15 protein-coding genes are annotated in these 25340 nt (G+C 43.2%); 4 read left to right on the forward strand and 11 right to left on the reverse strand.

Going from position 1 to position 25340, the window contains the following annotated elements; translation table 11 throughout:
• Positions 1 to 52: 52 nt before the first annotated feature.
• From J7I42_RS20040 to J7I42_RS20090, 11 genes are all read right to left on the reverse strand, one after another.
• Positions 53 to 1210 carry a THUMP domain-containing class I SAM-dependent RNA methyltransferase gene (locus J7I42_RS20040; RefSeq protein WP_209140633.1) on the reverse strand — a complete coding sequence of 386 codons (1158 nt, stop codon included), beginning with the start codon at positions 1208 to 1210 and terminating at the stop codon, positions 53 to 55.
• Positions 1211 to 1513: 303 nt separating this feature from the next.
• On the reverse strand, positions 1514 to 2656 hold the full coding sequence (locus J7I42_RS20045; RefSeq protein ID WP_209140634.1) for a DEAD/DEAH box helicase: 1143 nt from the start codon (positions 2654 to 2656) through the stop codon (positions 1514 to 1516).
• A 246-nt stretch (positions 2657 to 2902) separates the two neighbouring features.
• On the reverse strand, positions 2903 to 4696 hold the full coding sequence (locus J7I42_RS20050) for a RagB/SusD family nutrient uptake outer membrane protein (protein ID WP_209140635.1): 1794 nt from the start codon (positions 4694 to 4696) through the stop codon (positions 2903 to 2905).
• Positions 4697 to 4713: 17 nt separating this feature from the next.
• Entirely contained in the window at positions 4714 to 7899 is a 3186-nt protein-coding gene (locus J7I42_RS20055; RefSeq protein ID WP_209140636.1) for a SusC/RagA family TonB-linked outer membrane protein, read from the reverse strand.
• A 128-nt stretch (positions 7900 to 8027) separates the two neighbouring features.
• Positions 8028 to 8192: a hypothetical protein gene (locus J7I42_RS20060; protein ID WP_209140637.1), complete on the reverse strand. Its 165-nt coding sequence runs from the start codon at positions 8190 to 8192 to the stop codon at positions 8028 to 8030.
• Between the two features lie 482 nt (positions 8193 to 8674).
• Positions 8675 to 10024, reverse strand: a complete 1350-nt coding sequence (locus tag J7I42_RS20065) for a family 43 glycosylhydrolase (RefSeq protein WP_209140638.1) — start codon at positions 10022 to 10024, stop codon at positions 8675 to 8677.
• A gap of 9 nt (positions 10025 to 10033) precedes the next feature.
• Complete coding sequence (locus J7I42_RS20070) at positions 10034 to 12547, reverse strand: glycoside hydrolase family 9 protein (RefSeq protein ID WP_209140639.1); 2514 nt, start codon at positions 12545 to 12547, stop codon at positions 10034 to 10036.
• A gap of 19 nt (positions 12548 to 12566) precedes the next feature.
• The gene (locus tag J7I42_RS20075; RefSeq protein WP_209140640.1) at positions 12567 to 14489 is read right to left on the reverse strand and encodes an alpha/beta hydrolase-fold protein; all 1923 of its coding nucleotides are present in this window, start codon (positions 14487 to 14489) and stop codon (positions 12567 to 12569) included.
• A gap of 4 nt (positions 14490 to 14493) precedes the next feature.
• Positions 14494 to 16026 (reverse strand): alpha-L-arabinofuranosidase C-terminal domain-containing protein, encoded by a 1533-nt coding sequence (locus tag J7I42_RS20080; protein WP_209140641.1) that lies wholly within the window; start codon positions 16024 to 16026, stop codon positions 14494 to 14496.
• Positions 16027 to 16203: 177 nt separating this feature from the next.
• The gene (xyl3A, locus tag J7I42_RS20085) at positions 16204 to 18816 is read right to left on the reverse strand and encodes a xylan 1,4-beta-xylosidase (protein ID WP_209140642.1); all 2613 of its coding nucleotides are present in this window, start codon (positions 18814 to 18816) and stop codon (positions 16204 to 16206) included.
• 83 nt (positions 18817 to 18899) lie between these two features.
• A complete protein-coding gene (locus tag J7I42_RS20090; protein WP_209140643.1) occupies positions 18900 to 19067 on the reverse strand; it encodes a hypothetical protein in 168 nt (55 codons plus the stop codon).
• Positions 19068 to 19268: 201 nt separating this feature from the next.
• Between J7I42_RS20090 and J7I42_RS20095 the strand changes: the two genes are divergently transcribed.
• The 4 genes from J7I42_RS20095 (at position 19269) to J7I42_RS20110 (ending at position 25211) form a co-directional block, all read left to right on the forward strand.
• Complete coding sequence (locus tag J7I42_RS20095; protein ID WP_209140644.1) at positions 19269 to 23369, forward strand: hybrid sensor histidine kinase/response regulator transcription factor; 4101 nt, start codon at positions 19269 to 19271, stop codon at positions 23367 to 23369.
• Positions 23370 to 23636: 267 nt separating this feature from the next.
• Positions 23637 to 23870 (forward strand): four-helix bundle copper-binding protein, encoded by a 234-nt coding sequence (locus J7I42_RS35175; RefSeq protein WP_236065547.1) that lies wholly within the window; start codon positions 23637 to 23639, stop codon positions 23868 to 23870.
• A gap of 219 nt (positions 23871 to 24089) precedes the next feature.
• Positions 24090 to 24569 carry a hypothetical protein gene (locus J7I42_RS20105; RefSeq protein ID WP_209140646.1) on the forward strand — a complete coding sequence of 160 codons (480 nt, stop codon included), beginning with the start codon at positions 24090 to 24092 and terminating at the stop codon, positions 24567 to 24569.
• 108 nt (positions 24570 to 24677) lie between these two features.
• Complete coding sequence (locus J7I42_RS20110; protein WP_209140647.1) at positions 24678 to 25211, forward strand: DUF3347 domain-containing protein; 534 nt, start codon at positions 24678 to 24680, stop codon at positions 25209 to 25211.
• Positions 25212 to 25340 lie beyond the last annotated feature (129 nt).

A 25340-nucleotide genomic window follows, 5' to 3' on the forward strand; every position in this document is an offset into this window, starting at 1 on the left:
AAAAAAGAGGCTACCTTTCGATAACCTCTTTTCAAACCTATCGCAGGGGGAGCTACCGGGTTCCTCTGTACAATTCATATTCCAGTAGGCGGCAGTCAATAATACTGGTATAAAATTCTATACGTCGTGTTGCTTTCAGACCAATCTTCTTGGCTAATTCAAGATTGCCGGTAAATACATAACCAAAGTAACCACCACATTTTTGTTTCATAAAGTCACCAATACGACTGTATGTTTTTTCCAGTTCAGCTATTTCTCCCAACCGCTCTCCGTATTCTGGATTCACGTAAAAGATACCCGGCACGTTCGGTGGCACTTCTGTAGCAGCAAAATCACAAACGGCAAATTCTATCAAGTTGGCCACACCGGCGGCCACTGCATTCTTACGGGCATTCTCAATGGCTTTGGCGCTGTAATCGGTAGCGATGATACGAAGACCTGGTATTTCTTTGATCTGCTCTTCCAATCGGGCATCCTCCTGCAGGTATACCTGCTCATCATAACCCTGCAGGTGCATAAAAGCATAGTTGGTCCTGAACAATCCGGGTCTGCGATTGGTTGCGATCATGGCAGCTTCGATAGCAATAGTACCCGAACCACACATCGGGTTCACGAAGGGACTCACCCTGTCCCAACGAGAAGCATAAATAGTAGCAGCCGCCAGTGATTCCAGCATCGGCGCCTGACCAGGTATTTTGCGGTATCCATGACGGGCCAGAGAATCACCCGAGGTATCAATAAAGACTTCGGCGTGTTCTTCTCTCCAAAATAAATGGATCACAGCACCCGTTAATGCAGAACCGGTGGGAGGACGTGTACCTCTTTTTTCGCGTAGTCTGTCGATGACGGCATCCTTCACGCGCAAGTTAGCGTACATACTGTTATTGATACTGTCGTTGCTCACATTACTAGTAATGGAAAAGTAAATACCATCAGGTAAGATATCTTCCCAGGGATAGTGGAGAAGATTATTATATACATCATCAGCATTGCGAGCCTTAAAGGATTGGAGACTATACAACACCTGGCTGGCGCAACGAAGGTTCAGATTGAGCCGGATACATTCATTCACCGTTGCTTTTAATTTTACGCCCGTAACAAAAGTTTCTATCGGGTCAAAGCCAAGCTCTTTCACTTCCTGTTCCAGATAAAGCATAGTTCGCTTATGACAGGTGATGGTAACCAGCCCTGGGGTAGTATAGATATTCATGCCGCACGAAAGTAAAACTTCAAGTTGGTTGTAGCAAAACGGAAGGGATAACAACAGCCGGCAACAGATTTATGAGATCGATAAAATTGAGATAAAAAAAGAGGCCACCAGTTTTGATAGCCTCTCTTTTATTTCTGTGAACCCGTTTGGACGAATCTCGAACTCATTTTGGATGGAGTTTGAAGTCCTTTACAAGTTAAGGGAATTGATAACCAAAGCTTTGCAAACTCTTTAAATGCCTTTCAATTATCTCCAAAGTTTAAAGTAAGGCCAATATTGAGGCGGTGTCTACCGGCGTAATTATTAAAATCCCTGCAGATTAATATCGTCACTTTCCAGAATCTCTACTTTTTTCCCCATCTTTTTCTGGATGATGCCAAAATGATGCTGGTCTTCAGGACATATCAGCGAAACAGCCTTGCCCGAAAGCCCTGCCCTGCCGGTACGGCCGATGCGGTGAATATAATCTTTGGGAGAACGTGGCAACTCGTAGTTAATGACTATAGGCAATTGCCGGATATCAATACCCCGCGAAGCAAGATCAGACGCTACCAGTACCCGCAGCTTGCCTGCTTTAAAGCGTTGCAGCGTTTCAAGACGGGCAGTCTGGCTCAAGTGCCCGTGCAAAGAAGCTGCCTGTATCCCATTTTTGATAAGTTTGCCTACAAGGTTATCTGCCGTTCTTACGGCAGAGGTAAACACCAGCACCTGCTTCATATCTTCATGCTTGATCAGGTAGCGTAAAAGCGGGCCCTTACGAGCTGCGGTTACATGATAGGCAAGTTGTTCGATCAGTTCAATGCGCTGCTCTTCTTCTACCACTTCAATCGTTACCGGCTGGTGCAGCAGGTGACGCTGCATATCTTTAATATCATCACTGGCAGTGGCAGAGAACAACAGGTTCTGGCGTTTGGCCGGTAACAGCTGAAACACCTTATCCATCTCCTCTTTAAAGCCCAGGTTGAGCATTTGATCGGCCTCATCCAGCACCAGTATATCTACTTGTGACAAGTGCACAGCTTTATGGTCTATCAGATCAAGCAACCGGCCCGGGGTAGCTATTAATATTTCGATGCCATGCAAGGTCATCATTTGCGGGTTGATGGAAACACCACCATACACCGCCATTGTTTTTATTTTATTCGGCAGTTGAGCGCAGAAGATTTTACAAACATCATTTACCTGTATTGCCAGCTCACGGGTGGGCACCATGACCAGTACGCGCACGTGTCTGTCTTTCTTTTCTACCCGGCGTTGGCACAATTCCAGTATAGGCAATACATAACCGGCAGTTTTGCCAGAGCCGGTTTTAGAGATGCCGAGTATATCCTTTCCCTGTAAGATAGCAGGAATGGCCTGCTGCTGCACAGGCGTAGGCTGTGTAAATGACTGCCCGCCTATCGCCTTTAATAACGGTGCAGATAAACCCAATGCGGAAAATGCCATCTTCTTTTTTGCGCAAAGCTATAGTAAATAACACGGTTTTATGGTCTTGTAAAGCAAGTGAAGAAAATCGACTAATTGAACGGCGGGAAATGGCGGAAGAAACGCTACATTATACCATTTTACAAATTGCCCATTAAAATAAAAAGCAGGTCTTTCGACCTGCTTTAAACGATGTGAACCCGGATTGGACTCGAATTTACTTATATAAATCAATGAATTTCAAATAAATAAGTGTTCTTAAACTAGTCAATAGCCGGGCGTTTGCACCAGCTTATAGTTCTGTGCAAGGGCGGCCTGCGGAACAGGGTGCAGGTATTGTTTCATTTTGAATGCATGTGGATGATTCAACCCTACCGGCGTATATGTCCAAACACCACTGTTGTTACCCGGTAAAGTATTTTCGATCTTCATTCCATGTAAATCAACAGTCAATACCTGGTCTGCAATTTTCCAACGGATGAGATCCTGGAAGCGTTTGTTTTCAAAGCAAAGTTCCACTCTTCTTTCCTGGCGAATGGCATCACGCATCTGGTTTTGGCTTAATAATGGAGGTAAAGCAGGCAGGTTTACACGCGCTCTGATCGCATTCATGGCATTATATACAGAAGCATCCGGGCCAACAGCCTCATTTTGCGCTTCAGCATAACCTAACAGCACTTCTGCATACCGGAAATAAATATAGTTGGCTCCGCTCAATCCGGTAGAAGGGCGATTCTTTGGATTTAACTTCTTCCTGAAATAATATCCTGTATTGCTTACATCCGTGCTCGCAAAATCTATTTGATTCAATGAGGGTCTTACTTTATCGATGCGGGTGTAAATGGTATCCTGTGCAGGCATCCAATCCAGTTTATAAGGCGCCCCATCATACACGATCCATTTATAAAACCTGCTTTCACGGCCCACATAAGGTTTTTGAGGATCATACCCGGATGCCGGGTCTGTTATGGATTTACCATTGGCCATGAAGAACTGATCTACCAGTTCCTGTGTGGGGTTATAGTTACCCCAGGTATAGTAGGACCCGAGGATATATACAGGCCCGCCATATTGTTCGTAATTAGACCCCTTGGCATTGGGCACATACTGCCTGTCCCAAATCACTTCTGTATTATATTCGTTGTCCTCATACCAAAGGGTAGAATCGTCAGAAAAAAGATTGTACTGTTTACCAGCTCCCCCCCAATCATCCATGAATTTTTTAAATGAAGCAGCAGCTGTTGCCCAACGGGCGGGATCTACATTGCCAAATCCGGCTATCTTATTAGGATCAGGGCCTCCCGGATACATGGCGGAATTGAATGTAGGGCTTGCAGCCACTAACTGCAAATAAGCCTTTAACATCAATGCGGCACCCAGTGTAGCCCTGCCTGCGTCTGGGTTACCCTTGTTATACTTAACAGCAAGGTATTTATTGGCAAGTATTGTATCCACTGATTTTACTATAAAGTCAAGTGTTTCCGCATAGGTGCTTCTTTTTACATATAAAGAGCCTGTGTCTGTTCGCACCTGTGGATCCAAAATAATAGGCACCCCGCCCCAATGCAGGAAAAGAATGCTGTAGTGAAAAGCCCTGTTGAACCGGGCTTCATCGATGCGTTTATTGAACCAGTCTGGCGTGTAATTGTTTTTATGAGTAGTTACCTGTTGAATAAACGTATTGCACTTTCTAATAGAAGTATACAGGGCCGGCCAGTTATACCTGCTTATGGTTTGAACGCCGGTAGCGCCACCGCCAAAAAGTGTATAATTAGCTGAAGCCGGATCGAGGTTCCCATCTTTATACTTCCATGAATTATAATAAAAACCGGCATCATTGTCATCGGTAAAATTGTCCAGGTTTTCCGGCTGGGAATACATGTCAGGCAACTGATCGTACACATCATTTAAAAAAATATCAGCATAGGATTCAGATTGCCATTGTGTTTTATCGTCAAAGCTTGTTTTCACCTCGTTGTCCAGGTTTTTGTCGCAGGAAAACAAACCCAGCCATGCCATTGTTATGCACCCGTATATAATGTATGTTTTTACTGGTTTCATCTTTTTGTTTTTTGATTTTAGAAACTGGTAGTAAAGCCAACCAGGAATGTTTTCTGAAGGGGATAACCCTGTTCACCGGTTGTTTCGGGATCAGTAAATTTCAGTTTCGCGAACGTCAGGATATTCTGGCCGGTTACATAGATCCGCAGGTTTTTCATTTTAACCCTGGAGCTCAGCTTTGATGGAACGGTATAACCCAATGACGCCGTTTTTAATCGCAAATACGAACTGTTTATAAGCCAGAAATCTGAAGTCTGTCCGTTGTTATTCGTAGGGGCAGAATAAGCCCTTGGATATTTTGCGTTCTGATGGTCAGGCGTCCACCTATTGTTGTAATATTCGTAAGAAGAATTACTGTTATTGTTAAAGTGAGCAACTGTCATAAAGCCATAGATATTAAAGCTTGACATGCCCGAGCCCTGGAATAACAAAGAAAGATCAAATCCCTTCCAGCTGGCGGCTGCATTAATACCGTAAATAATACCGGGTGTTTGCGGCCTCCCGATTACTTTCTCATCGTACAAATCGATCTTGCCGTCGGGCACGCCACCGGGGCCACCCAGATCTGCATACTTAATATCACCAGGACGCAACGTGCCAAATTGAGTGATGTTATAGCCATCTGCTGCAGTTATAAAGCCATCCCCATTTTTATCGTCGGCAGTGGTAAACAAACCAAGCGACTGATAACCGAACACCGTATTATACGGGCGGCCGGTTCTGCTGCGTCTTGGATCGCTCCTGGTTACATCCGTTTCATACAACTGTATTACTTTGTTCCTTGCATACGTAAAGTTTCCGTCAATGGAAAGCTGCAAGCCATTACTTAACCTCCTGGTAGTTCCAATGGATAATTCAATACCATGATTATCCATGATCCCTGCATTTTCCTGGGCAAGCGGAATTCCGTATTCCTGTGGTATAGCGGTGTTGGGCGATAATAACATCCCTGTTCTTCTTTCAGAAAAATAATCGGCCTCCATGCGTAAAAGACCGTTCCACAGCGTTGCTTCAAGGGCAACATCTGCTTTTTTACTTATTTCCCAGGTAATGTTCGGGTTATTTTCTATTTGCGCGAAAGAGCCCTGAACCAGGGCGCCATCACCAAAGGCGTAAGCATTTCCTCTAAGGGGGTAAAGATTCAGGTACTGGAACCCGGTACTGGTAAGATTTCCGGATTTGCCCCATGATCCTCTGACTTTGAGGAAATTTACAAAGCTCACCGGCTTAAAGAAATTTTCATTGGAAATTATCCAACCCAGGGAAAATGCGGGAAGATATACCCATCTTTTACCGGGGGCAAAATAATAGTGCCCGTCATATCTGCCTGAGGCTTCGAACAGGAATCGCCTGTCATAAGCATAATTGGCCCGGTACACATAACCAACCTGGCTACCCGTACCGGATCCCCCGGCAATCTCAAAGTCGTTTTTATTCGAGCTGCCCATTGTCAGTTCATCGATATTCACCGCGAAATTGTTTATTCTCGATCTGAAATCAGCCTGCTTGTTATTTCTTTTTTCTGCCACCAACAAACCGGTAACCTCATGTTTGCCAAACGTATGTTGATAATTGAGGTAACCCTGGAAAGTGATGGTATTGTTTTGCCAGTATTGCTGGTTCAACCAGGCATAAGTGGTGGCACTGCTTTCCTGGGTAGAAAAAGCAGGCGTATAAGTATAGGGAGTTGTACTAACGTTTTGCGTCCAATAAATAAACGGCTTGTGCCATTGTTTCTGCACATAATTATAGGGATCATAACTAAATGCCCCCTTTACACTGAGTCCTGGTATAAACGGAAGCTTTTGCTCCACCGTAATGGTGCTCAGCATATTGTTTGTGTTTTGACGAAAATAACCAACAGAGTTGGTTACGCCGAGTGGCGCATTGCCCGAACTTTCGCCCCATAAACCATTGGTAAACCGGAGCGGAGCAACAGGCAGGAACTTATAAACGCCCCTGAACAACTGGTCTGTGCTTCCATCCACATCAGACGTTTTCTGAACAGCGCCATTTAAGGAGAAAGAGGCAGTAGTGGTGGGTGTTATGTTTACATCTAAATTTACATTGTAATTGTACCGCTCATATCCCGACCTGTCAAACATCCCTTCCTGTTTAAAGTAACTGAGGCCGGCATAATATTTTACGATCTGGCTTCCGCCACGTACCTGGAAATTACCCTGGTAAACCGGTGCATGTTTTCTTACCACATCATTCAATGCGTCGGAGACAGGATATTGGTCAGGATCTTTCGCATGATTCTGAAGATAGGAATCGATAAAGGCCTGGCTGTATGTGGGGCTTGTTCCTGTGGGGTTCTCCGTTACGTAGGCTTCAAGTTTAAGCTTCATGTAATCTATTGCACTGAGCATCTTGGGCAAATAAGTGGGTTGCTGATCACCATAGTAGCCCCCAAAACTTAAAACAGGCGCGCCCGTAGTGCCTCTCTTTGTTGTAATAAGGATCACCCCATTGGCACCGCCTAATCCATAGGGGGCCACAGCAGCGGCATCTTTTAAGACCGATACACTTTCAATGTTATTAGGATCTACTTCATTGATATTATTCCGGATGATGCCATCCACCACTATTAATGGGGTGGTATTGTAAGTTACATTATTCACCGTTGTGCCGGTGGTGGCAATTCCCCTGACATAGATAGTAGCATTATCCGCACCGGGCCGGCCACCATTGGCACGAGTCATTACACCTGTGGCCCTGCCGGCCAGGGTATTTGAAATGTTGGCAGCAGGTACTGCTTTCAACTGTTCCCCTTTAACGGTTGCTACCGCGGAAGTAGTCAATTGCTTTTTTTGTGTACCATACCCTATTACGATCACATCTTCCAGTGAAGTACCACCAGGGATCAGCGTTACAACAATGTCAGCAGTTCCGGGTTTTACAACCACCTCTTTGGACTGGAAACCAATATAGGAGATCACCAGTACGGCCGAATCTTCCTGGATGGTAATACTAAAACGCCCGTCTGCGTTAGTAGTGGCGGCATTTGAGTGCTCCTTTTGCAAAACAGACGCGCCGGCAAGTCCATTACCTTTGTTATCAACAACTTTTCCATTTACAACAAAAGCTGTATAAGTTATTGAGCGGTCTTCGTTTAAAGGAGTTTTTGCATATAACGTTATCTCGCTTGTTACAATAGCAAGAAAAAAACAAATTTTTATAAGGCAAACAATTAGTTTCATACAATAAGTTATTTTGGTGAAACACCTGTCGGTTTAAATTGTATTCATAGTGGTATGTACCGTTATGGTCATGTCATTGAATGTGTTGTATTTTTCATTGGCAATGTTTTGATTAATAATGATTGAATCTACTTTGGAGTAAGATCAGCGTATTTGAATACCATCATACCGGGATCATAATTATTGAATTTGACCTGTGCAGATACAGTTGATGGCGGGAGAATGGAAATACCCTGTGTAATTCGAATGGGGTAATTATACGGGTAACCCCGTTGGCTGGTAAATTTTCTCATGGATGGCAGCAGTTAGGTTAGATTATTAAAAACTTCACCTATTATAGCATTGTAAGGCAATCAGCTGATGCTAACAGTTGCAATAATGTCTGTTACCCAGCAGGTATATAAATTTACAAAAAGCCGACTGGCTGGTTGATGAGACATTTGTCGGATTTATGGCGAAAAATGTTCGGACTTATTCGTTTGTTGGTAATAGGGGTATAAATTATATGCTACAAATTCTTATGTATGAAATAATAAACCTTTGGTACTATCTGGTACAGGCATCAACGGTATATACGAGATGACTGACTTTTGATTGGAATAGTAAAGAATATATAATTTATCACATATGAATACTGATCTATATCTTGCCACTGAAAAATTTGTAGTGTAATAAATCCACGGTATATTGACAATGTATTAAAACTGCTACTATACCAATAGTAGCAGTTTTTGTTTTATAAGACTTTTATGAGTGCTATTATTTCATTAATGCATTACTGTTCAAAGCTTACCCAGTCTATTTCGATCTGACTGTTATTCATTGCTGTAACAACCAGATTCTGCATACCCGGTTTGAATTCCAGTTTGGATGTTTTTACCAACTGCCATTCATTGCCGGCAGTGATGGGAACCTCCGCCAGTAACGGGCCATAGGGTCCCTGTATACGAATTTGCAGGCTGCCGCCATTTACTGAAAGGGCTCGTACGGTTACAGATGCAGGCTTCTTCTTTCCAAAATCTACACTATTGTATTGCACCCAGGCTCCTGCTGCATCCAGCACCGTTTTCCACCCCTGGAATCTATTGGCGGTATCCAAAAATGCAATGGATGCGCCTTTATCGCTTATATGGCTGTACCGGTCAATTTGTATTTGTGTATGCGCATTTGTAACGCCTATGCCCCTGAGGGTAGGCACTACCTTTTGTATAGTGCCATCTGTATTGAAAAACAGGCTGTCGGCCCTTATCGATCTCGCCTTATCGAATTTGGGTGAATAATCATTATGATGATAAAACAAGTACCATTGATCTTTAAATTGTATAATGGAATGGTGATTGGTCCAGCAACCCGATGGCGATTCATCCATAATAACACCTGTGACCCTGAAAGGTCCGAGTGGATTATTTCCTATTGCATACTCAAGGCGTTCTATTTTATTTTCCACGTGGGGATAGGTAAGGTAGTAAGTACCGTTCCGTTCAAACAGGTAAGGCCCTTCTTTAAGGCCTTTACCAGGCAATTCGCCCAATACCACAGGATCAGAAGCAAGCTCCACCATATTTTCTTTCAGCTTTGCGCCATAAATGTTTCCCTGTGACCAGTAGAGGTACGCCTGCCCGTCTTTATCAATGAAAACGTTGGGATCGATTCCCCGCACATTAGAGATGGGCATTGGTTGTGGCACAAAAGGGCCTTCGGGCTTATCAGCAATGGCTACCCCCACAGTAAACCCGCGTGTATAACTGGTATCTTTGGGCATACTGGGAAAATAGAAATAATACTTTCCTTTGAAGTAAAAACAATCCGGCGCCCACATACTATAACTGTTTGGCTTAACCCAGGGCACATTATCCTGATGAACGATCATGCCGTGATCAGTCCAGTCTGTAAGGTTGGCCGAAGAAAACACATGATAGTCTTCCATACAAAACCACCCCACCCGGCCACGCCCTTCTTTGGCGATTATGTCGTGAGACGGGTATACATACACCCGGTCGCCAAATACCCGGGCTGTAGGATCGGCACTGAACTGGTTACGAATGAGCGGATTTTGAGCATTCAGTTGCATTGTACTATTTAATAGTAGTACCTGCAGGCAGATCAATACAATATATATTCGCATAGCGGTGGTTTATTTACTGATTAAATCGTTTGCAGCGGCCGATAAAAAAATATAGGCCGCACAGATATCGATCACTACTTCATTTTCACCCCATAAAAAAGGCCAGTCTTCCTTATTCTCCTGAAAGTCGGGACGCAGCAACAACAACCCGGGCACTACGCCACCGGCAATATAGCTGAAATCGGCCCTGTTGCTTCCGTAGGTTATCCGTTTAGAGCGTGTTCCTACTGCGGAAACAAAGGAAAGGTTGTGGTAAGGGTGACAACCAAAAATGTAATCCAATCCCTTATATATGTATTCCCTGCTAATTACATCAGGGTAAAAGGCATGTGCGTAATAATTTGTGATTGCCCAATTGATGATGGCACTGTTCCCTCCCCAGCCTCTGGCGGTCATCGGCACGCCATATGGGTTTTGTTTATTGTAATCATCGCTCATTGCCTTGAATTTTATCACATACTCACGCAATTTGTTTTGATAATCTGTATCCATATAGGGAATTGCCTGCAAAGCTACGGCCATGCCAAACAGCAACGATCTGTCGAGCATTGGAAAGATCATTTCTTTGAAGCGTTTGGTGTATTGTTCCTCTTTCGTTGCAATAAATAATTGCAATGCGGCAGCTATTTCCGTATTCCTTCTAAATGCAGCCATGAATCCAGTATCGCTGCCTGCAAGCTGCCTGACATTCTCATTCCACAATTTCCGCGCATACAGCAAACATTGCCGCGATAAGGTATCATTGTATCCTTTTAATGCGCGATGAGCAGCAGCCAATGCAGCCGCAGTATGATAGTCGAGAAACGAATTACGATTAGTAAAGGCCCACCTGTCGTCCCTGGTGCCGCTGGTCCTGCCATCGGTTTGATAAGGTTGCAAACCTGGGTTATAAGGAAGATTATCCGTTTCGGTGGATGCATCACCCAGGTGGTGGTATTGATGCAGGTTGGGCACCACAATACCCCTTACCGGATGCCCGATGTTTTTTACCTGTGCCACCAGGTTCAATGTACCATGCTCTATCTGTTGTAACAGGTCCGGTTTTCCATCGGGGCGATGAATATCTACATACCGCGTTGCCTGGTCTATAAAGGTTTCATCGCGGTTGAGCTTTAATTTTTCCCAGGCATCTACAAAACTTAAGATGGCGCTGCAATGCGATCCGGTTTGAATATCAAAATCACCGGCATCGAACCAGCCACCTACTGCCAGGCCGGGTATGCGTTCGAAAGGTTTGTATTTTGTATCGGTAACCGGCCCCATTCTGTACCCATCGAAATGCTGATGATTCACCGGCGCCTGCAGGGCATCATCTAAAAATGGAACGCCATGCCAGACCCGGTACGCTTCATTTACCTGCATGTGGTCCATTTGTACAGGGAACCAAACATCCAGTGTAGGATGCCAGCTATCCTTAAACACATCCTGCCCTATCGTAAATACATTTGTTTTTTGATCGCCATACTGAATAAAATAAAGGCCCGGTTCTTTCACTGCACTGAAGTCAAACTTTACATAATTATAGCGCAGGTATTGTCCCCAGGGCTTTATTTCTCCTTTTAATTTTTCTGCCGTTGAACCATCGGCATTAAGCTGAAAAAGGGAGGCCGAGGATAGTGGTGCATCGTTTTTATCGAGCTCAATAACTGCCGTTTTTTCCTGCGTGAGTTGGTAACCCACCTGGGAAAAAGCGATCATGGGTGCCCGTTTCCAGTTGGGTAGGGCATTGGGCTCCAGGTACCAGGTAAGCACTTTTCCGGTTTTACCGGCAGGCAGCAGGCTGCGTACAATAAACCATCCGTTCTGTGCAAGATTACGTCCGTCGAAAAGCATCAACCCGGCATCTACCGACTGGATCTTTACCAACTTTTCGGGATCTTCCGGCGCCAGTACAATGGCTTTACCGGAAGCCAATGGTTGCGGCACTATGAACTCACCCCTGCCCCTGTCGTCAAATGTGTTATGCCCTGCAAACTGGGGTATTTTATTCTCCCCCTTTTCGATTATAGTTGAACCGGCAGGATATAAGGGGAAATTGCCAGCTTTACCATCAACCAGGTAAGTTTTTTCAAAATAAGCAGCGGGTAAAAATTCCAGGTTAAAACCCGCCTTCCCTTCCAGTTTTGCCGGAACCGGTTTATCGAGGTAAACGCTTATCTCGACCCCATTGTCTCTAGGCATTACCGTTATTCGGGAGGTAAATGCAAATTCATCATACTTCAAGGTCACCTCTATGCTGTTCTTCTGCCGGTCAACTTTTCTATCAACCAGCGAAGGAACGAGGTCCCATTGTTCGGGTGTATTTTGTAAGCGAACAGCGCCACCGGTGGCGGTTCTCACGCCATGCTGCACCAATTCAATACCAGCGGTTTTTTCGTCGAAGAACATGCCGTTGTACTGGCTGTTAAAAACAAAGATGTTTGCACCGCGCGTTTCGAAATAGGTTGAATCGTTCAGTTGAAGCTTCTGCCCAAACACAGCAGTTGACACAAACAGGTATAAAAAGGAGAAATAAAATTTCATGTTGTGTATGTTTATATGATCACCAGAACAACTCCTGGGCAAAATTGTACAAGTTGTTCCGCCATACCGGCCAGGCATGTCCGCCCGGGTATTCGCTGTACTGGTATTTAATATTCATTTCATCGAATTTAGAAAGCATGATCTTACAGTTGTTGTAAGCAATATCTTCTTTTCCACCCATGGCAATCCAGAAACGCTTCAGGTTGTTGTTGATGGTTGCCGCATTGCCTTTCATAAACTCGTACTGAGGAGTATATAAAGCCGGTTGATTGGCCCACCAGCCCGAACTGAAAACCCCGAGATAGGAAAACAATTGTGTATTTTTCAGCCCCGCATACAACGTTTGCAAGCCACCCATTGACAAACCGGCCAGCGCCCGCGCAGATGCTTCGGTAACTGCACGATAGTTTTGTTCAATAAATGGAATAACACCTTGCTTTAACTCGCTTTCAAAGGCCCGTAACGCCTGTTCATTGAAGCCTGCTATACCCGTACTGAAGTTTCCATCCATCATAACCACCAGCATGGGTTTGGCTTTTTGAGCGGCAATCAGATTATCAAGAATAAGATCAGTTCTTCCCTGGGTAGCCCAACCGCTTTCATCCTCACCGCCCCCATGTAAAAGATATAACACAGGATATTTTTCACTGGTATTTACATCGTAACCGGGCGGCGTATAAATGAACATCCGGCGCCAGGTATTGGTAGTTGCTGAATAGTATCTTTTTATTCTTACATCGCCATGCGGCACCTCTTTAACAGCATAATAGCTGCTGCCACGAAAAGGGATCTCTATACCACTGGCCATACGCCCCATACCATAGAATGTTTCACTGGCAGGGTCTGCAAGGGCAACGCCGTCTATCAGCAGGGAATAGTAATGAAAACCTTCGCTGACTGAATCGGTAGTAACGCACCAGTATCCACCGGTATCTTTTACTAGGTCATATTTTTTAGCCAGGTCTATTTGCACTTTTTGGGCATTGGGAGCCTTAATTCGAAAAACAACCCGGTTATTGGGAAGTACCTGCGGGTAACTGGCCGATCTTACGTTTGTAGATGCCGGTGTACCCAACACCGTATATTTCATAAAGGAGGAAGTATCAACCGGTTTAAACAGGAATTGCGAGAACATATACAGGCCGTTCTTCCATACTTTGAAATCATGTACGCCCGGTTCTATGTAATAGATATGCGGTACACTGTGCTCATACAGGTAATCATGTGTACGTTTGCTGAAGGAGATCAACCTATCGTTATCGCCACAGGAAATCCATAATAATTTTAATTGCTTTTTTGCCACCTCGGGGTCGGGCACCAGTTCTTCCGGCTTTTTTGTATTGGGTGCTGATGAAAAACCGCCCACCCAGGCAAATTTATCGAGGTTCCCCAAACCAAAATTAAGTGATTGTCCGCCGCCCATTGACAATCCGGCTATAGCCCGATGCTCGCGATCGGTAAGTACGGCGTAATTTTTTTCAATAAAAGGGACCAGGTCATTCAACAGGTCTTTTTCAAAATCAGCAAATGCCTGCACTTTATCGGGCGCCATTATATTGCCGGTAGCCCGGTCGTCTTTCATGGCCCTGCCATTTGGCATAACCACAATCATTGGCTGTATCTTTCCTTCTGCATACAGGTTATCGAGTATTACCTGCGGCTTTCCGCCATTCAGCCATTCTTTTTCATCGCCACCTATTCCATGCAGCAGGTACAGCACCGGATACTTTTTCTTTTTTGAAAACCCCGGCGGTGTATAAATTAGCGATCTTCGGGTAGTCCCAACAGTCTTTGAAGCATAGCTGATGGTATCGATCTTTCCGTGCGGTATTCCAACATGCAATGAGTCGAAACCGGCTGGCGCCTGTTTAACCAGGTCCTGTGAATTGGCTAATGAGCCACTCAGCAACAGAATGGCGATGGCAAACAATATTTGTTTCATATGATTATTTTATTACAACACCTGTTTCTATTTGAGTAAAGGAATGTGGCGGAAACGTATAAATTAGTTGTTTCCCTTTGGTGTCTACTATTTTTTTAACAGGCACATATTGATCCTGTTTATCGAATTCATATACTTCGTTCAATGAAGCGCCTGCTATAAGGCTTGCTTCTGCTTTGCCAGCAAATATTCCGGAAGTGGTTACAATGTTGGCAGTTATCGCCTTCTCTTTGTGTCGGTTTACAACATTGATGAAAACTTTGTTTGTTTCTTTTAAATAGGTAGTGGTAACATCCAGGTAAGGAATGTCTTTATATTTGGGTGTATTGAATGTATCACAGGCAACATGGGTATCTATTGAAACGCCCCGGCAGTTATTGGAGTAAGCTTTGAAAATATAGTACAGCGGGGTTTTAAAAGTTCCCTTTTTTGAATCGCTGCTTAGCAGCGAGGTAAGCAGGGTAAAATTTGCCATCTTCACTACATCGGCATGACGCAGGAAAGAATTAAAACATTGTGCCACGGGCAGCACAGATAATGTGTTTCGCGACATAAGCCCCCACTCATCTACCGAAAGATAAATTGGTTTCTTAAACCCCTTTTTGGCACGCGCGGTCTCTATTTGAGCCGCCGGCACTTTTATCTTTTCTTCAAAATCCATAGCGCTTTGCCCTATGTAATTGTAATAATCATCGGATCTTTCCCAATACCGGTGTACGGATAAATAATCGATTTTATCGCCTAGCCCTTCAAGCACTTTATTGTTCCAGTCTACCCATATTCCCGTGGCTTCATAGTAAGAAGAACCGGATGCCACCAGTTTAATGGTGCTGTCAACAGCCGTCATTGCCTTTGCGGCTTCCCTACCGATCTTCACATAATCCTCCGCTGTTTTATAGCCCAGTTCCCATGGGTAACCGTCTACTTCATTACCAAGGTCCCATATTTTTATATTGTAGGGCTCTTTACGTCCATTCTTTGCACGAAGGTCTGAATAATAAGTTCCTTTGGGATAATTGCAGTATTCAAGCCAGTAAACGGCGTCTTTGATATCGCCAAGCCCAAGGTTTACGCACACTACATTTTCACTACCTATTGCTTTATTCAATGCCATCCACTCATCTGTACCCACACGATTATTATCTATTCCGCCCCATGCCATGTTAATACGGGCCGGGCGCTGTTCTTTGGGGCCAATACCATCCTGCCAGTTATACGCCATTAAAAAATTGCCACCCGGCCAGCGCATATTGGTGATCTTTAATTCCTTCATAGCTTCAATATAATTTTTCTTAAAACCATTTTCATCGGCCAGCGGCGATGAAGGATCGTATAAAGTTCCATACAAGGTATTGAACTGTACAGAATCGGGCAACCCAAACCGTTTGCCGCTAAACTGGATAGGTTCCATAAACACCCCGTAAATGCGGGGGTCTATTTCGGCAACGCTTCTTTCTATATCAATTTTAATAGTGGCATTTTGTGCAACGAGCAGTACAGGTAAAACAATCAATAATGCGAAAAATGCTTTTTTCATTTGAGACAGTTTTTTTTAATGGTATGCATGCTTATTGTAATGGTTTTAAACAGGCGGCAAAACCACCACGGCGCAACAAATTAATATCAACCGAACTGGCATTATTAACCACCAGGTAGCTGATGGTAAATTTATCGTATAGGGCCAGTTCATACTGACATTGTATCGTACATGATCTTACTTAATTGAGACCTTTATCATCTTCAGGTCTTTATCTGAAGAGCTATTTCCATATAATAATTCATATTCTCCAGTTGCTACAGTCATTTTTCCATAACTGGTATCATAAAACTCAAATGTTGCAGGCGGCAGATTGATAAGCGCTATTGCCGTCTTACCTGCAGGCACTTCTATTCTTTTAAATCCCCGTAAGGTTTTAAGCGGGCCATCGCTATCACCTGTTTTGCGTACATACACCTGCACAACCTCCGTTCCATTGCGCTTGCTGGTATTAGTTACTGGAATTGAGATGTCGATAGTTTCGGTATTACTGATGATAGTTTTGTTGAGTTGTGCAGAACCTATAGAGAAGCTGGAATAACTTAAGCCAAACCCAAACTGAAAAAGCGGGTCGCTCATAAAGCGGTATGTTCTACCCTTTAGTGAGTAATCTTCAAAATCGGCCAACTGTGTGGTATCGCGGTAAAAAGTAACAGGCAACTTACCTGAAGGGTTGTAATCGCCAAACAGCACATCGGCCACAGCCTGCCCACCCGATTCGCCGCCATACCAGGCCTGCAGAATGGCATCGCAACTTTCGGTTTCAGGCACTAACCCTATGGCGGATCCGGAGCAATTAACAAAAATTACTTTTTTACCCGCCGCTTTCAACGCTTTCAAACAATTGCGTTGTACTTCTGGTAATTGAATATCGGTTCTGTCGCCTCCCTTGAACCCGGGATACGATACCGGCATTTCCTCCCCTTCCAGCAAGGTAGACAGTCCGCCAACAAATACTACCACATCAATTCCTTTAAGTTTATTTATAAGGCCGCTAAAATCAATGTCTACTTCTTTACCAAAATCAAATTCAATATTTGCCTGCCAGTTGTTCAGCTGGGCAAAGCGTACTTCTATTTTATATTTCCTGCCACTTTCAACTTTATAAGGCACCCTCGAAAGCAGGGTACGCCAGTTGTTTGTTCTTCTTACCATTACTCCGTTCACATATAACTGCATGGAACCGGTAGCACCGCATTTAAATACAATTTCCTCTGTAGTGCCTGCAACAAACTCTGTTTCATACAGGGCCGAAAAATTTTCCAGTTGAACACCCGACGCAAATTCGTGTTGACCGGCAGTGGTCAGTTTCAGCGGATTTGTAATTTCTTCAGTGATAACAGCGTCGCCTTTCATTTCGCGGTTATTCCAGTAAGTAGCTTTAAACCCTTTTTTACCGTTGATAGCGCATTGTGAGAAATAGCTTTGCGTAACCTTGTTCTCAACCAGATCGCAGGCTTTATCATACACAACACCGGTTGCAGGCATTTTATCACGAATACCTTTCAGAATATTGATCGTTCTAACCGGCTTACCATTATAATTTCCCCAAAGCATAGCATCGTTATCGGCATTAGGCCCAACAACAGCTATTTTGTTTACAGTTCTTTTTAAAGGAATGATATTATTCCTGTTCTGAAGTAAGGTCATCGATTGCAATGCCATATCAAGCGCGAGTTTTTTATGCGTCTCGTTATTTACAACCGACATTGGAATGGCAGCCCAGGGCACTATTGCATCGTCGTCCATATCGCCCAGGTCGAAACGGCCCACCAACACACGCAGCAGGTGTTTGTCAACTTCTTTTTCGGTGATCAATCCTCTTGATACAGCTTCGGGCAGGCTTTTAAATGCATACCCTTCCCATACGCATTCAACATCAGTGCCTGCCAAAGCGCCTTTTGCTGAAGCATGTACCGCATCGGACGATACTTTATGACTGGTATAAAAATCGGTAATGGCGCCGCAATCAGACACCACTACATGTTTAAATCCCCAATTGTCTCGAAGGATGGTTTGCAACAAACGGTTATTGCCGCAACAGGGTTCATCATCCAGTCGCTGGTATGCACACATCACCTGGCGAACATCGGCATCCATCACCAGCGATTTAAATGCAGGCAAATATGTTTCGTACAGGTCGCGTGGGTTTACCTGGTGTAAGTTCAGCGTATGCCTGCTCCATTCAGGACCTGAATGAACCGCATAATGTTTGGCGCAGGCCAGTAACTTACGGTATCTGGCATCGGCAGGCCCCTGCAATCCTTTCACTACAGCCACGCCCATGCGCGAAGTAAGGTAAGGATCTTCCCCATAGGTTTCCTGCCCACGGCCCCAACGCGGGTCTCGAAAGATATTGACATTGGGCGTCCAAACGGATAGACTTAAAAAACGCCGGTTTTCTTTTCCACTTCGTATGGCCTCATGATATTTGGCACGCACTTCATCTGACGTGGCATCAAAGATCCTATATACCAGCGAATCATTGAATGAAGCAGCCATACCAACAGGTTCGGGAAAAACAGTAACATTATCATTATTGGCGAAGCCATGTAATGCCTCACTCCACCAATTGAATTTTTTTATACCCAGCCGGGGGATGGCCGGTGATTGATCAAAGAGCAACGAGGCCTTTTCTTCCAGCGTCAATCTTGTTATTAAATCTTTGGCCCTTTCCTCCGAAGGCAGATTGGGGTTTTGATAAGGCAATTTCTGCGCAAAGCCATTTACTGAAAAGATCAATGCAGTGATAATTGAAATAACAGTATTGTTTATCCGGTATGATTTCATTTTAATGATCCAATTTTTTTTATGATCTATAACTACATTCTAATTGAGCAATAAGAGTAACCGTTGCACCGGCAGTATCACCGTTATACGGGTAATGCTCCCATAAATGCTGGCTGCCATGCTCCGCCTGCACTCCATATTCTCCAGAAAATAGCGTCCACAGGACCGGTTATATGCCAGATGTCAGTATTATGATACATGGTGCCAGCAGTTTCCCGCCCTGCTTGTGACATGTCTTTAACCAGGTTCATCGTGTTCTTTTTTGGCCCATGTAACGGGCCGGCAATCGGGCCTGCAATTTTTGTAAGGAAATGATAAAGGTCAGCCGTACATTTAATAACAAAAGTAGACCTGAAGTCAATGGAGGGTTTGCGAACTTTGTTTGAAAACTTAGCAATTTTGTTCGATAAGCGGGCTAAATACTATATTGCTTCACCAAAACGATTGCAAACATGCGAAAATATATCTATATATTTTGGTGTTTCCTGTTAACCACTTATGTTAACGCTTACAGCCAAACTGCGCATATCAATTTCACTTCGCTTTCTACACGGGACGGTCTTTTGTCCAATTCTGTGAACGCTATAATAAAGGACCGGTATGGACTTATGTGGTTTGCCACCGATGATGGGCTAAACAAATTCGATGGAACAAATTTTACCGTGTACCGTTCCGATCCCGGGGACACCACCAGCCTGCGAACCAATGAAGTGCTTGCATTACATGAAGACAGATCGGGTAATTTATGGATTGGTACCAGTGGCGGCGGTCTTTGCCTGTATGACCGCAAAAATGATAAATTCCTGCATTACCCGGTAAAAGCGGGAACGGCTACCCTTTCCGGCAGCGATGTCATCAGGGGCATTTGCAGCGACTATCGCGGCAAAATATGGATGGCGCAATACGAAGGATTGTATATGCTCGATCCTGTAACACAATCCATTACAAAACAAATTTTGTACGACGGGGCCGGCAGACCGGTGAAAACAATCCTGCTTTCAATTTATGAAGACAGTAAACAACGATTGTGGATCGCAACCGATAGTGGTCTTTTCAGGTACAATGTTCGAACGAACACTTTTACCCTTTATGAGAACGATAAAACTAACTCTTCCAGTTTGCCCACAAATAGGGTCAAAGCAGTGACAGAAGACAAGTGGGGAAACATATGGGTGGGAACGGCAACCGGGTTAAGCAGGTTAAAATCCGATGAAACAGGATTCATTCATTACAGGCACTTAAGCGGTACAGAAATTTATTACCTGGCCAGCGACGACCAGGGATCGTTATGGATAGGAAGTTTAAACGGCTTGTATGTTTACCATGTACAGGCAGATAGTTTTTCTGTTTTTACCCATGATAACCACAACCTTCAGAGTTTTAACAGTAATGTGGTACGATGTATATATATAGATAAACAGGGAATTTACTGGTTTGGCACTTACCAGGGCGGCATTTGCAAATATGATAAAAATCTTAACCTGTTTAACCTGAGGTTAAACAGCAGCTTTCAGGAAAACAGAACCCGCATTGCATCCATAACCGCCTTGGCCGAAAACAAGAACGGCCATGTGCTGGTAGGTACGAATGGCAACGGGTTATATGAATACGATCGTAAAAAAGAACAGGTAGTACCTGTAAACCTTCCGCTGAAAAATGTATCAGCCAGTTCCCTCTTCGTGCTGGCTCTATTACACACTCAAAACAATAAACTATATATAGGTACTTTTTCACAGGGAGTCATTATTAAAGACTTGCAAATAGGTAAATGTAAACAATTGGTAAAGGGACAAGGAAAAAATGATCTTACCAGTAACGACATTTTCTGTTTATTTGAAGACAGCAGGGGAAATGTATGGGTAGGCACCAATGGCGATGGAATTATTGTAATGAAAAATGAGCAGGTTATTGCCCGATATTCACCCCTTCCCCAGGGCAAAGGAGTGGAACAGTTACCTATTAATGGCTATATCCGGGCCATTGAGGAAGATGCAAACGGCAATATTTGGATTGGCACACATGGCGGCGGTATTGCAGTATATGAACCCGCCACGGGTAAATGGACTAAATACACCCAACAGAACAGCCGGTTGCCCAGTAATAAAATACAATGCCTTTATAACGATAGCAAAGGAAAGATGTGGATAGGCACTTTTAGCGGTATGGCTACGGTTGATGGAGGTAAGCATGTGTTCATCCCTTTTTCTGAAAAAGACGGACTGCAAAACACCATGGTTTATCAAATTGTGGAAGATGCAACAGGTAAACTATGGGTATCAACCAATACAGGCATAAGCAGATTTGATGCGGATACAAAAAGCTTCCGCAACTTCTCTCATTTGAACGGGCTTCAAAACTCAAATTTCGTGCGCGGTGCAGGTCTACGTTTAACAGATAGTGAACTGCTTTTTGGTGGTTTGGAAGGGTTCAATCATTTTTATCCAGACCGGCTTACTGTTAACCTTAATGTGCCTGGCGTTATTTTAACAGATCTGAAGATCTCCAATAAATCAGTTGCTGCCGGTAATGATGCGCCTATTAAAGAACATATTTCAGTAGCAAACGAAATACGGTTAAATTATAAGCAAAATTTTGCCCTGAGTTTTGTAGCCCTGAATTATACCATTCCAAAGCAAAATCATTATGCGTATAAACTGGATGGGTTTGATAAGGACTGGAACTATATTGGCACAACCAACATGGCCTCCTATACCAACCTTGATCCCGGAGAGTATACTTTTAGGGTAAAAGCCAGTAACAACGATGGCATCTGGAGCACAAAAGATACTACGATAAAGATATTTGTAAAGCCACCCTTCTGGCGCACTACCTACGCCTATATACTGTATGCTCTTACCATTAGCGGCCTGCTTCTGTACAGCAGGTACCGGGGCATAAGGAGACTAAAAAAGAAATTTGCATTGGAACAGGAGCGGCACGAAGTTAAACGTATACAAGAGCTTGACCGTATGAAACTGAAATTCCTCACAAACCTCAGTCATGATTTCAGAACACCCATATCGCTGATCATGGGCCCCGTAGATCAATTAATTGAAGATGAAGGAAGCCCTGGAAAGCTTGAAAAAATGAATATGATCAGGCGTAATGCCAGAAGATTGCTGAACCTGGTAAATCAACTACTCGATTTCAGAAAAATGGAAGAGCATGAATTGAAGTTACAGTTATCGAAAGGAGAGTTTGTTTCTTTTTTAAAAGAAGTAACAGACTCTTTCAGGGATATGTCGGAAAGAAAAAATATCCGGTTTACATTTAAAGCCTGTATTGACCGGTTAGACGCTGATTTTGACCGTGACAAAATGGAACGCATTCTTTTCAATTTATTATCCAATGCATTCAAATTTACCTTAGGCGGCGGCCATATAACTGTTGATCTGCAAAAGGCCGAAAGTTCAGATGACCAGGAATATACCTGGGTTTCCATTAATGTTATTGATACAGGCATTGGCATTCCCGCAGATAAAAAGGATTTGATATTCGACCGCTTTTTCCAAAATGCCACCAGCACAGCTATACTCAATCAAGGCAGTGGTATCGGCTTATCGATCACAAAAGAATTCATCAAATTACATGGAGGAACAATAAGCGTAGAAAGCGAGCCGGGAAAAGGATGCGCCTTCACTATACGAATTCCATTGAAATGCGTGCAAGAAACCGTTAGTACAGATCAACCGGTGAACCAACCTAAACCTGAAGCTGCTAACAACGGCCTGAACGTTTCACCGATCATGAGGGAAGAAAACAGTATGAACGACTTATTGTCTGTACTGTTGGTAGAGGACAATGATGATTTCAGATTTTACCTGAAAGACAATCTTCGTAAAAAATATAATGTAATAGAGGCCGCTAACGGCAAAGAAGGATGGCAAAAAGCATTATTCAATCACCCTCACCTTATTGTAAGTGATATAAGCATGCCTGAAATGGATGGAATTGATCTTATTAAAAAAATAAAAAGCGATAAAAGAACCAGTCATATTCCGGTGATACTGCTCACTGCCATGACTGGTCAGGAACAGCAGATAAAGGGATTGGAAACAGGCGCCAATGATTATATTACAAAACCATTCAATTTTGAAGTATTAAATGCCAAAATAAAAAACCTGCTTGATCTAAAGAGCACCATGCAAAGCACCTATTCGAGGCAGATAAAGCTGACTGCTGCTGAGCCTGTAGTAGAATCGGCTGAAGAAAAACTACTGATCGAAATAGCAAGCTACCTCGAAAGCAACCTGACCAATCCGCAATTATCTGTAGAGAACTTAAGCAAGCAATTCGGGATGAGCAGAAGCACTTTTTATAATAAATTGCTGGAATTGACCGGGCAAACGCCGGTAGAGTATATCCGTTCCTTCCGTTTAGACAGAGCTGCTGCATTAATGGAAAAAAGCACCATGACCATTTCAGAGATCTCTTACCAGGTGGGCTTTACAACATCAAATTATTTTGCCAAATCGTTCAAAAACAAGTTCCACATGCTGCCTTCTGAATTCATTGCACAGTTTAGAAAAGCAGACGCAAACAATAAAGGTTAAAGACAACAAGCTCGATGCACGTACTTCTATCATATCAAGTAATAAATATTTTTCCTTTTTATTTTTATGCTTTAACAAAAAGGTTTTGCACCTTTTCCTGCCTTTGCCTTTCGCCGTTTAATGGAGTACGGTATGCCTGAAAAACAAGCTGTGGTGTGGCTACCTCGCGCTTTGCCTGCACAAGATCAAAATGCCGTTCCAGCTCGGTATTGTGCAGCGGAATGCCTTAATTGTTCAATTGCGTGCCTTCAGGAACAGGATACAAAAATGCTTGAAAGATGTATAAGGCTCAACTTGGATTGTGCTGAAATTTGTAAGGTATCCAGTTCTTTCGTAGCACGAGGATCTGAGCATACGCAGCATTTACTTAACGAATGCGCAGAAATTTGCGAGGCTTGTGCTCAGGAATGTGAAAAGCATGCCGCTCACGGCATGGAACATTGTCGCTTTTGTGCTGAGGCTTGCCGCAATTGTGCAGAGGCATGTTTACACACAGTGTGAGATATTTTAGGGACAGAAAGATCCCAATATTCTGTCATTCAACGCTTTGGATGGACCTGACTTGTATGCTTTTGAATTGAATGCCGATAATTATATAAATGAGCCCCATAATTTTATAACCATTTTATGTATCAGGATCTATACTTTTGTATTATGAGGGGTAAATAAGGTGTTTTTGTTCGTTATTAGAGATAACTATAATTTTATTGATGAAAAATAGTGAAAAGTAATTCAACCATACAATTAAAAGCAATCTTCTTATTAATAGTATTTAGTTTAAATACTATTATTGGTTTTGCTTGCTCAGTAGGGTTAGATATGGGGTTTAATTCAAGACACCACCATCATAATGGAAAATCCAATAACCACCATCACCAAAAATCTAATCAGCATCACCATGTTTTAGGTTCACACACTACAAAATCCCAACCTGTTGGTGAAATAATTAAAAGCGGGGCACCTGAAACAGGAAATTGTTGTAATGATGATGCCACGCAGCTTTCTCAATCGGACAAACTTCTTGTTAATGCAATCAATTCAAGCATTGAAATGCCAGTTGCATTAATTGCGCTTCATTTTCTGTATCTATCATCACACCTGTCTTCTTTAAATCCAGAAATTACAAAGATTCAGGACGTCCGACCGTATATCCTTAACTCCCGTGGGATACGTGTGTCCATTCAGTCCTTCCAAATTTGATTTTGAACCAGTCCGGTGGTTTTATTGCCCGGATTCAAGTCTTTGCAGCTACATTAAGGCAGTTTACGCCTTATGCTATTCTATTTTTTCAAAATCAAATCTTCTAAAATGAAAACATTAATTTTTTCTGCATTCATATTTGCAACCATTCCCTTTTCTTTAAAGGCCAATAGTAAAGCAATCAACATTGCGATCACAACAAAGAATACAGTTGATGAATCTCCTTTAGCGCAATTGCTTACAATCTATTACGACATAAAAAATGCACTGGTTAAAGGTGATGCTAATACTGCTGCAACAAAAGCCGCGGAATTCGTAAAAGCAATCAATGGAGATGATATGAAAAAACTCCAGGAAACAGACATGAATGCTTTTATGCCTTTACAGGATAAACTGGCCTTCGACGCAAAACATATTTCTGAAACGAAAGAAATTAGCCTCCAAAGGGAGCACTTTCAATCATTTTCAAATAACTTTTATAAGTTGGCAAAAGCTGTAAAGCTGTCTGACAAGCCTGTTTACCAGGCCTATTGTCCTATGAAAAAGGCATATTGGCTAAGCAGCGAGGCTGCTATCAAAAATCCATATTTCGGTAATCAAATGCTTACCTGTGGTAAGATCAATGAGACAATAAAGAATTAATATTCATCTCGTCAAAAGCAGCGGCAATACAGCCTATATAAGTATAGTCGCTGCCTTGCCATTAAAGAATCAAAGCAATGTTTAAACTTATTGGTAAAGCAATAATGCGGATCTTGAAAGCTGTTTTTA

The organism is Niastella soli (assembly GCF_017742245.1).
Taxonomy (GTDB): Bacteria; Bacteroidota; Bacteroidia; order Chitinophagales; family Chitinophagaceae; genus Niastella; species Niastella soli.

Bases quoted from the DNA above. Each gene is read 5' to 3' on its own strand.
- J7I42_RS20080 (WP_209140641.1), bottom strand. From the start codon at position 16,026: ATGAAAAAAGCATTTTTCGCATTATTGATTGTTTTACCTGTACTGCTC.
- xyl3A (WP_209140642.1), bottom strand. From the start codon at position 18,816: ATGAAATCATACCGGATAAACAATACTGTTATTTCAATTATCACTGCA.
- J7I42_RS35175 (WP_236065547.1), top strand. From the start codon at position 23,637: ATGCTTGAAAGATGTATAAGGCTCAACTTGGATTGTGCTGAAATTTGT.
- J7I42_RS20095 (WP_209140644.1), top strand. From the start codon at position 19,269: ATGCGAAAATATATCTATATATTTTGGTGTTTCCTGTTAACCACTTAT.
- J7I42_RS20065 (WP_209140638.1), bottom strand. From the start codon at position 10,024: ATGCGAATATATATTGTATTGATCTGCCTGCAGGTACTACTATTAAAT.
- J7I42_RS20055 (WP_209140636.1), bottom strand. From the start codon at position 7,899: ATGAAACTAATTGTTTGCCTTATAAAAATTTGTTTTTTTCTTGCTATT.
- J7I42_RS20110 (WP_209140647.1), top strand. From the start codon at position 24,678: ATGAAAACATTAATTTTTTCTGCATTCATATTTGCAACCATTCCCTTT.
- J7I42_RS20090 (WP_209140643.1), bottom strand. From the start codon at position 19,067: ATGAACCTGGTTAAAGACATGTCACAAGCAGGGCGGGAAACTGCTGGC.
- J7I42_RS20060 (WP_209140637.1), bottom strand. From the start codon at position 8,192: ATGAGAAAATTTACCAGCCAACGGGGTTACCCGTATAATTACCCCATT.
- J7I42_RS20070 (WP_209140639.1), bottom strand. From the start codon at position 12,547: ATGAAATTTTATTTCTCCTTTTTATACCTGTTTGTGTCAACTGCTGTG.
- J7I42_RS20040 (WP_209140633.1), bottom strand. From the start codon at position 1,210: ATGAATATCTATACTACCCCAGGGCTGGTTACCATCACCTGTCATAAG.
- J7I42_RS20050 (WP_209140635.1), bottom strand. From the start codon at position 4,696: ATGAAACCAGTAAAAACATACATTATATACGGGTGCATAACAATGGCA.
- J7I42_RS20075 (WP_209140640.1), bottom strand. From the start codon at position 14,489: ATGAAACAAATATTGTTTGCCATCGCCATTCTGTTGCTGAGTGGCTCA.
- J7I42_RS20045 (WP_209140634.1), bottom strand. From the start codon at position 2,656: ATGGCATTTTCCGCATTGGGTTTATCTGCACCGTTATTAAAGGCGATA.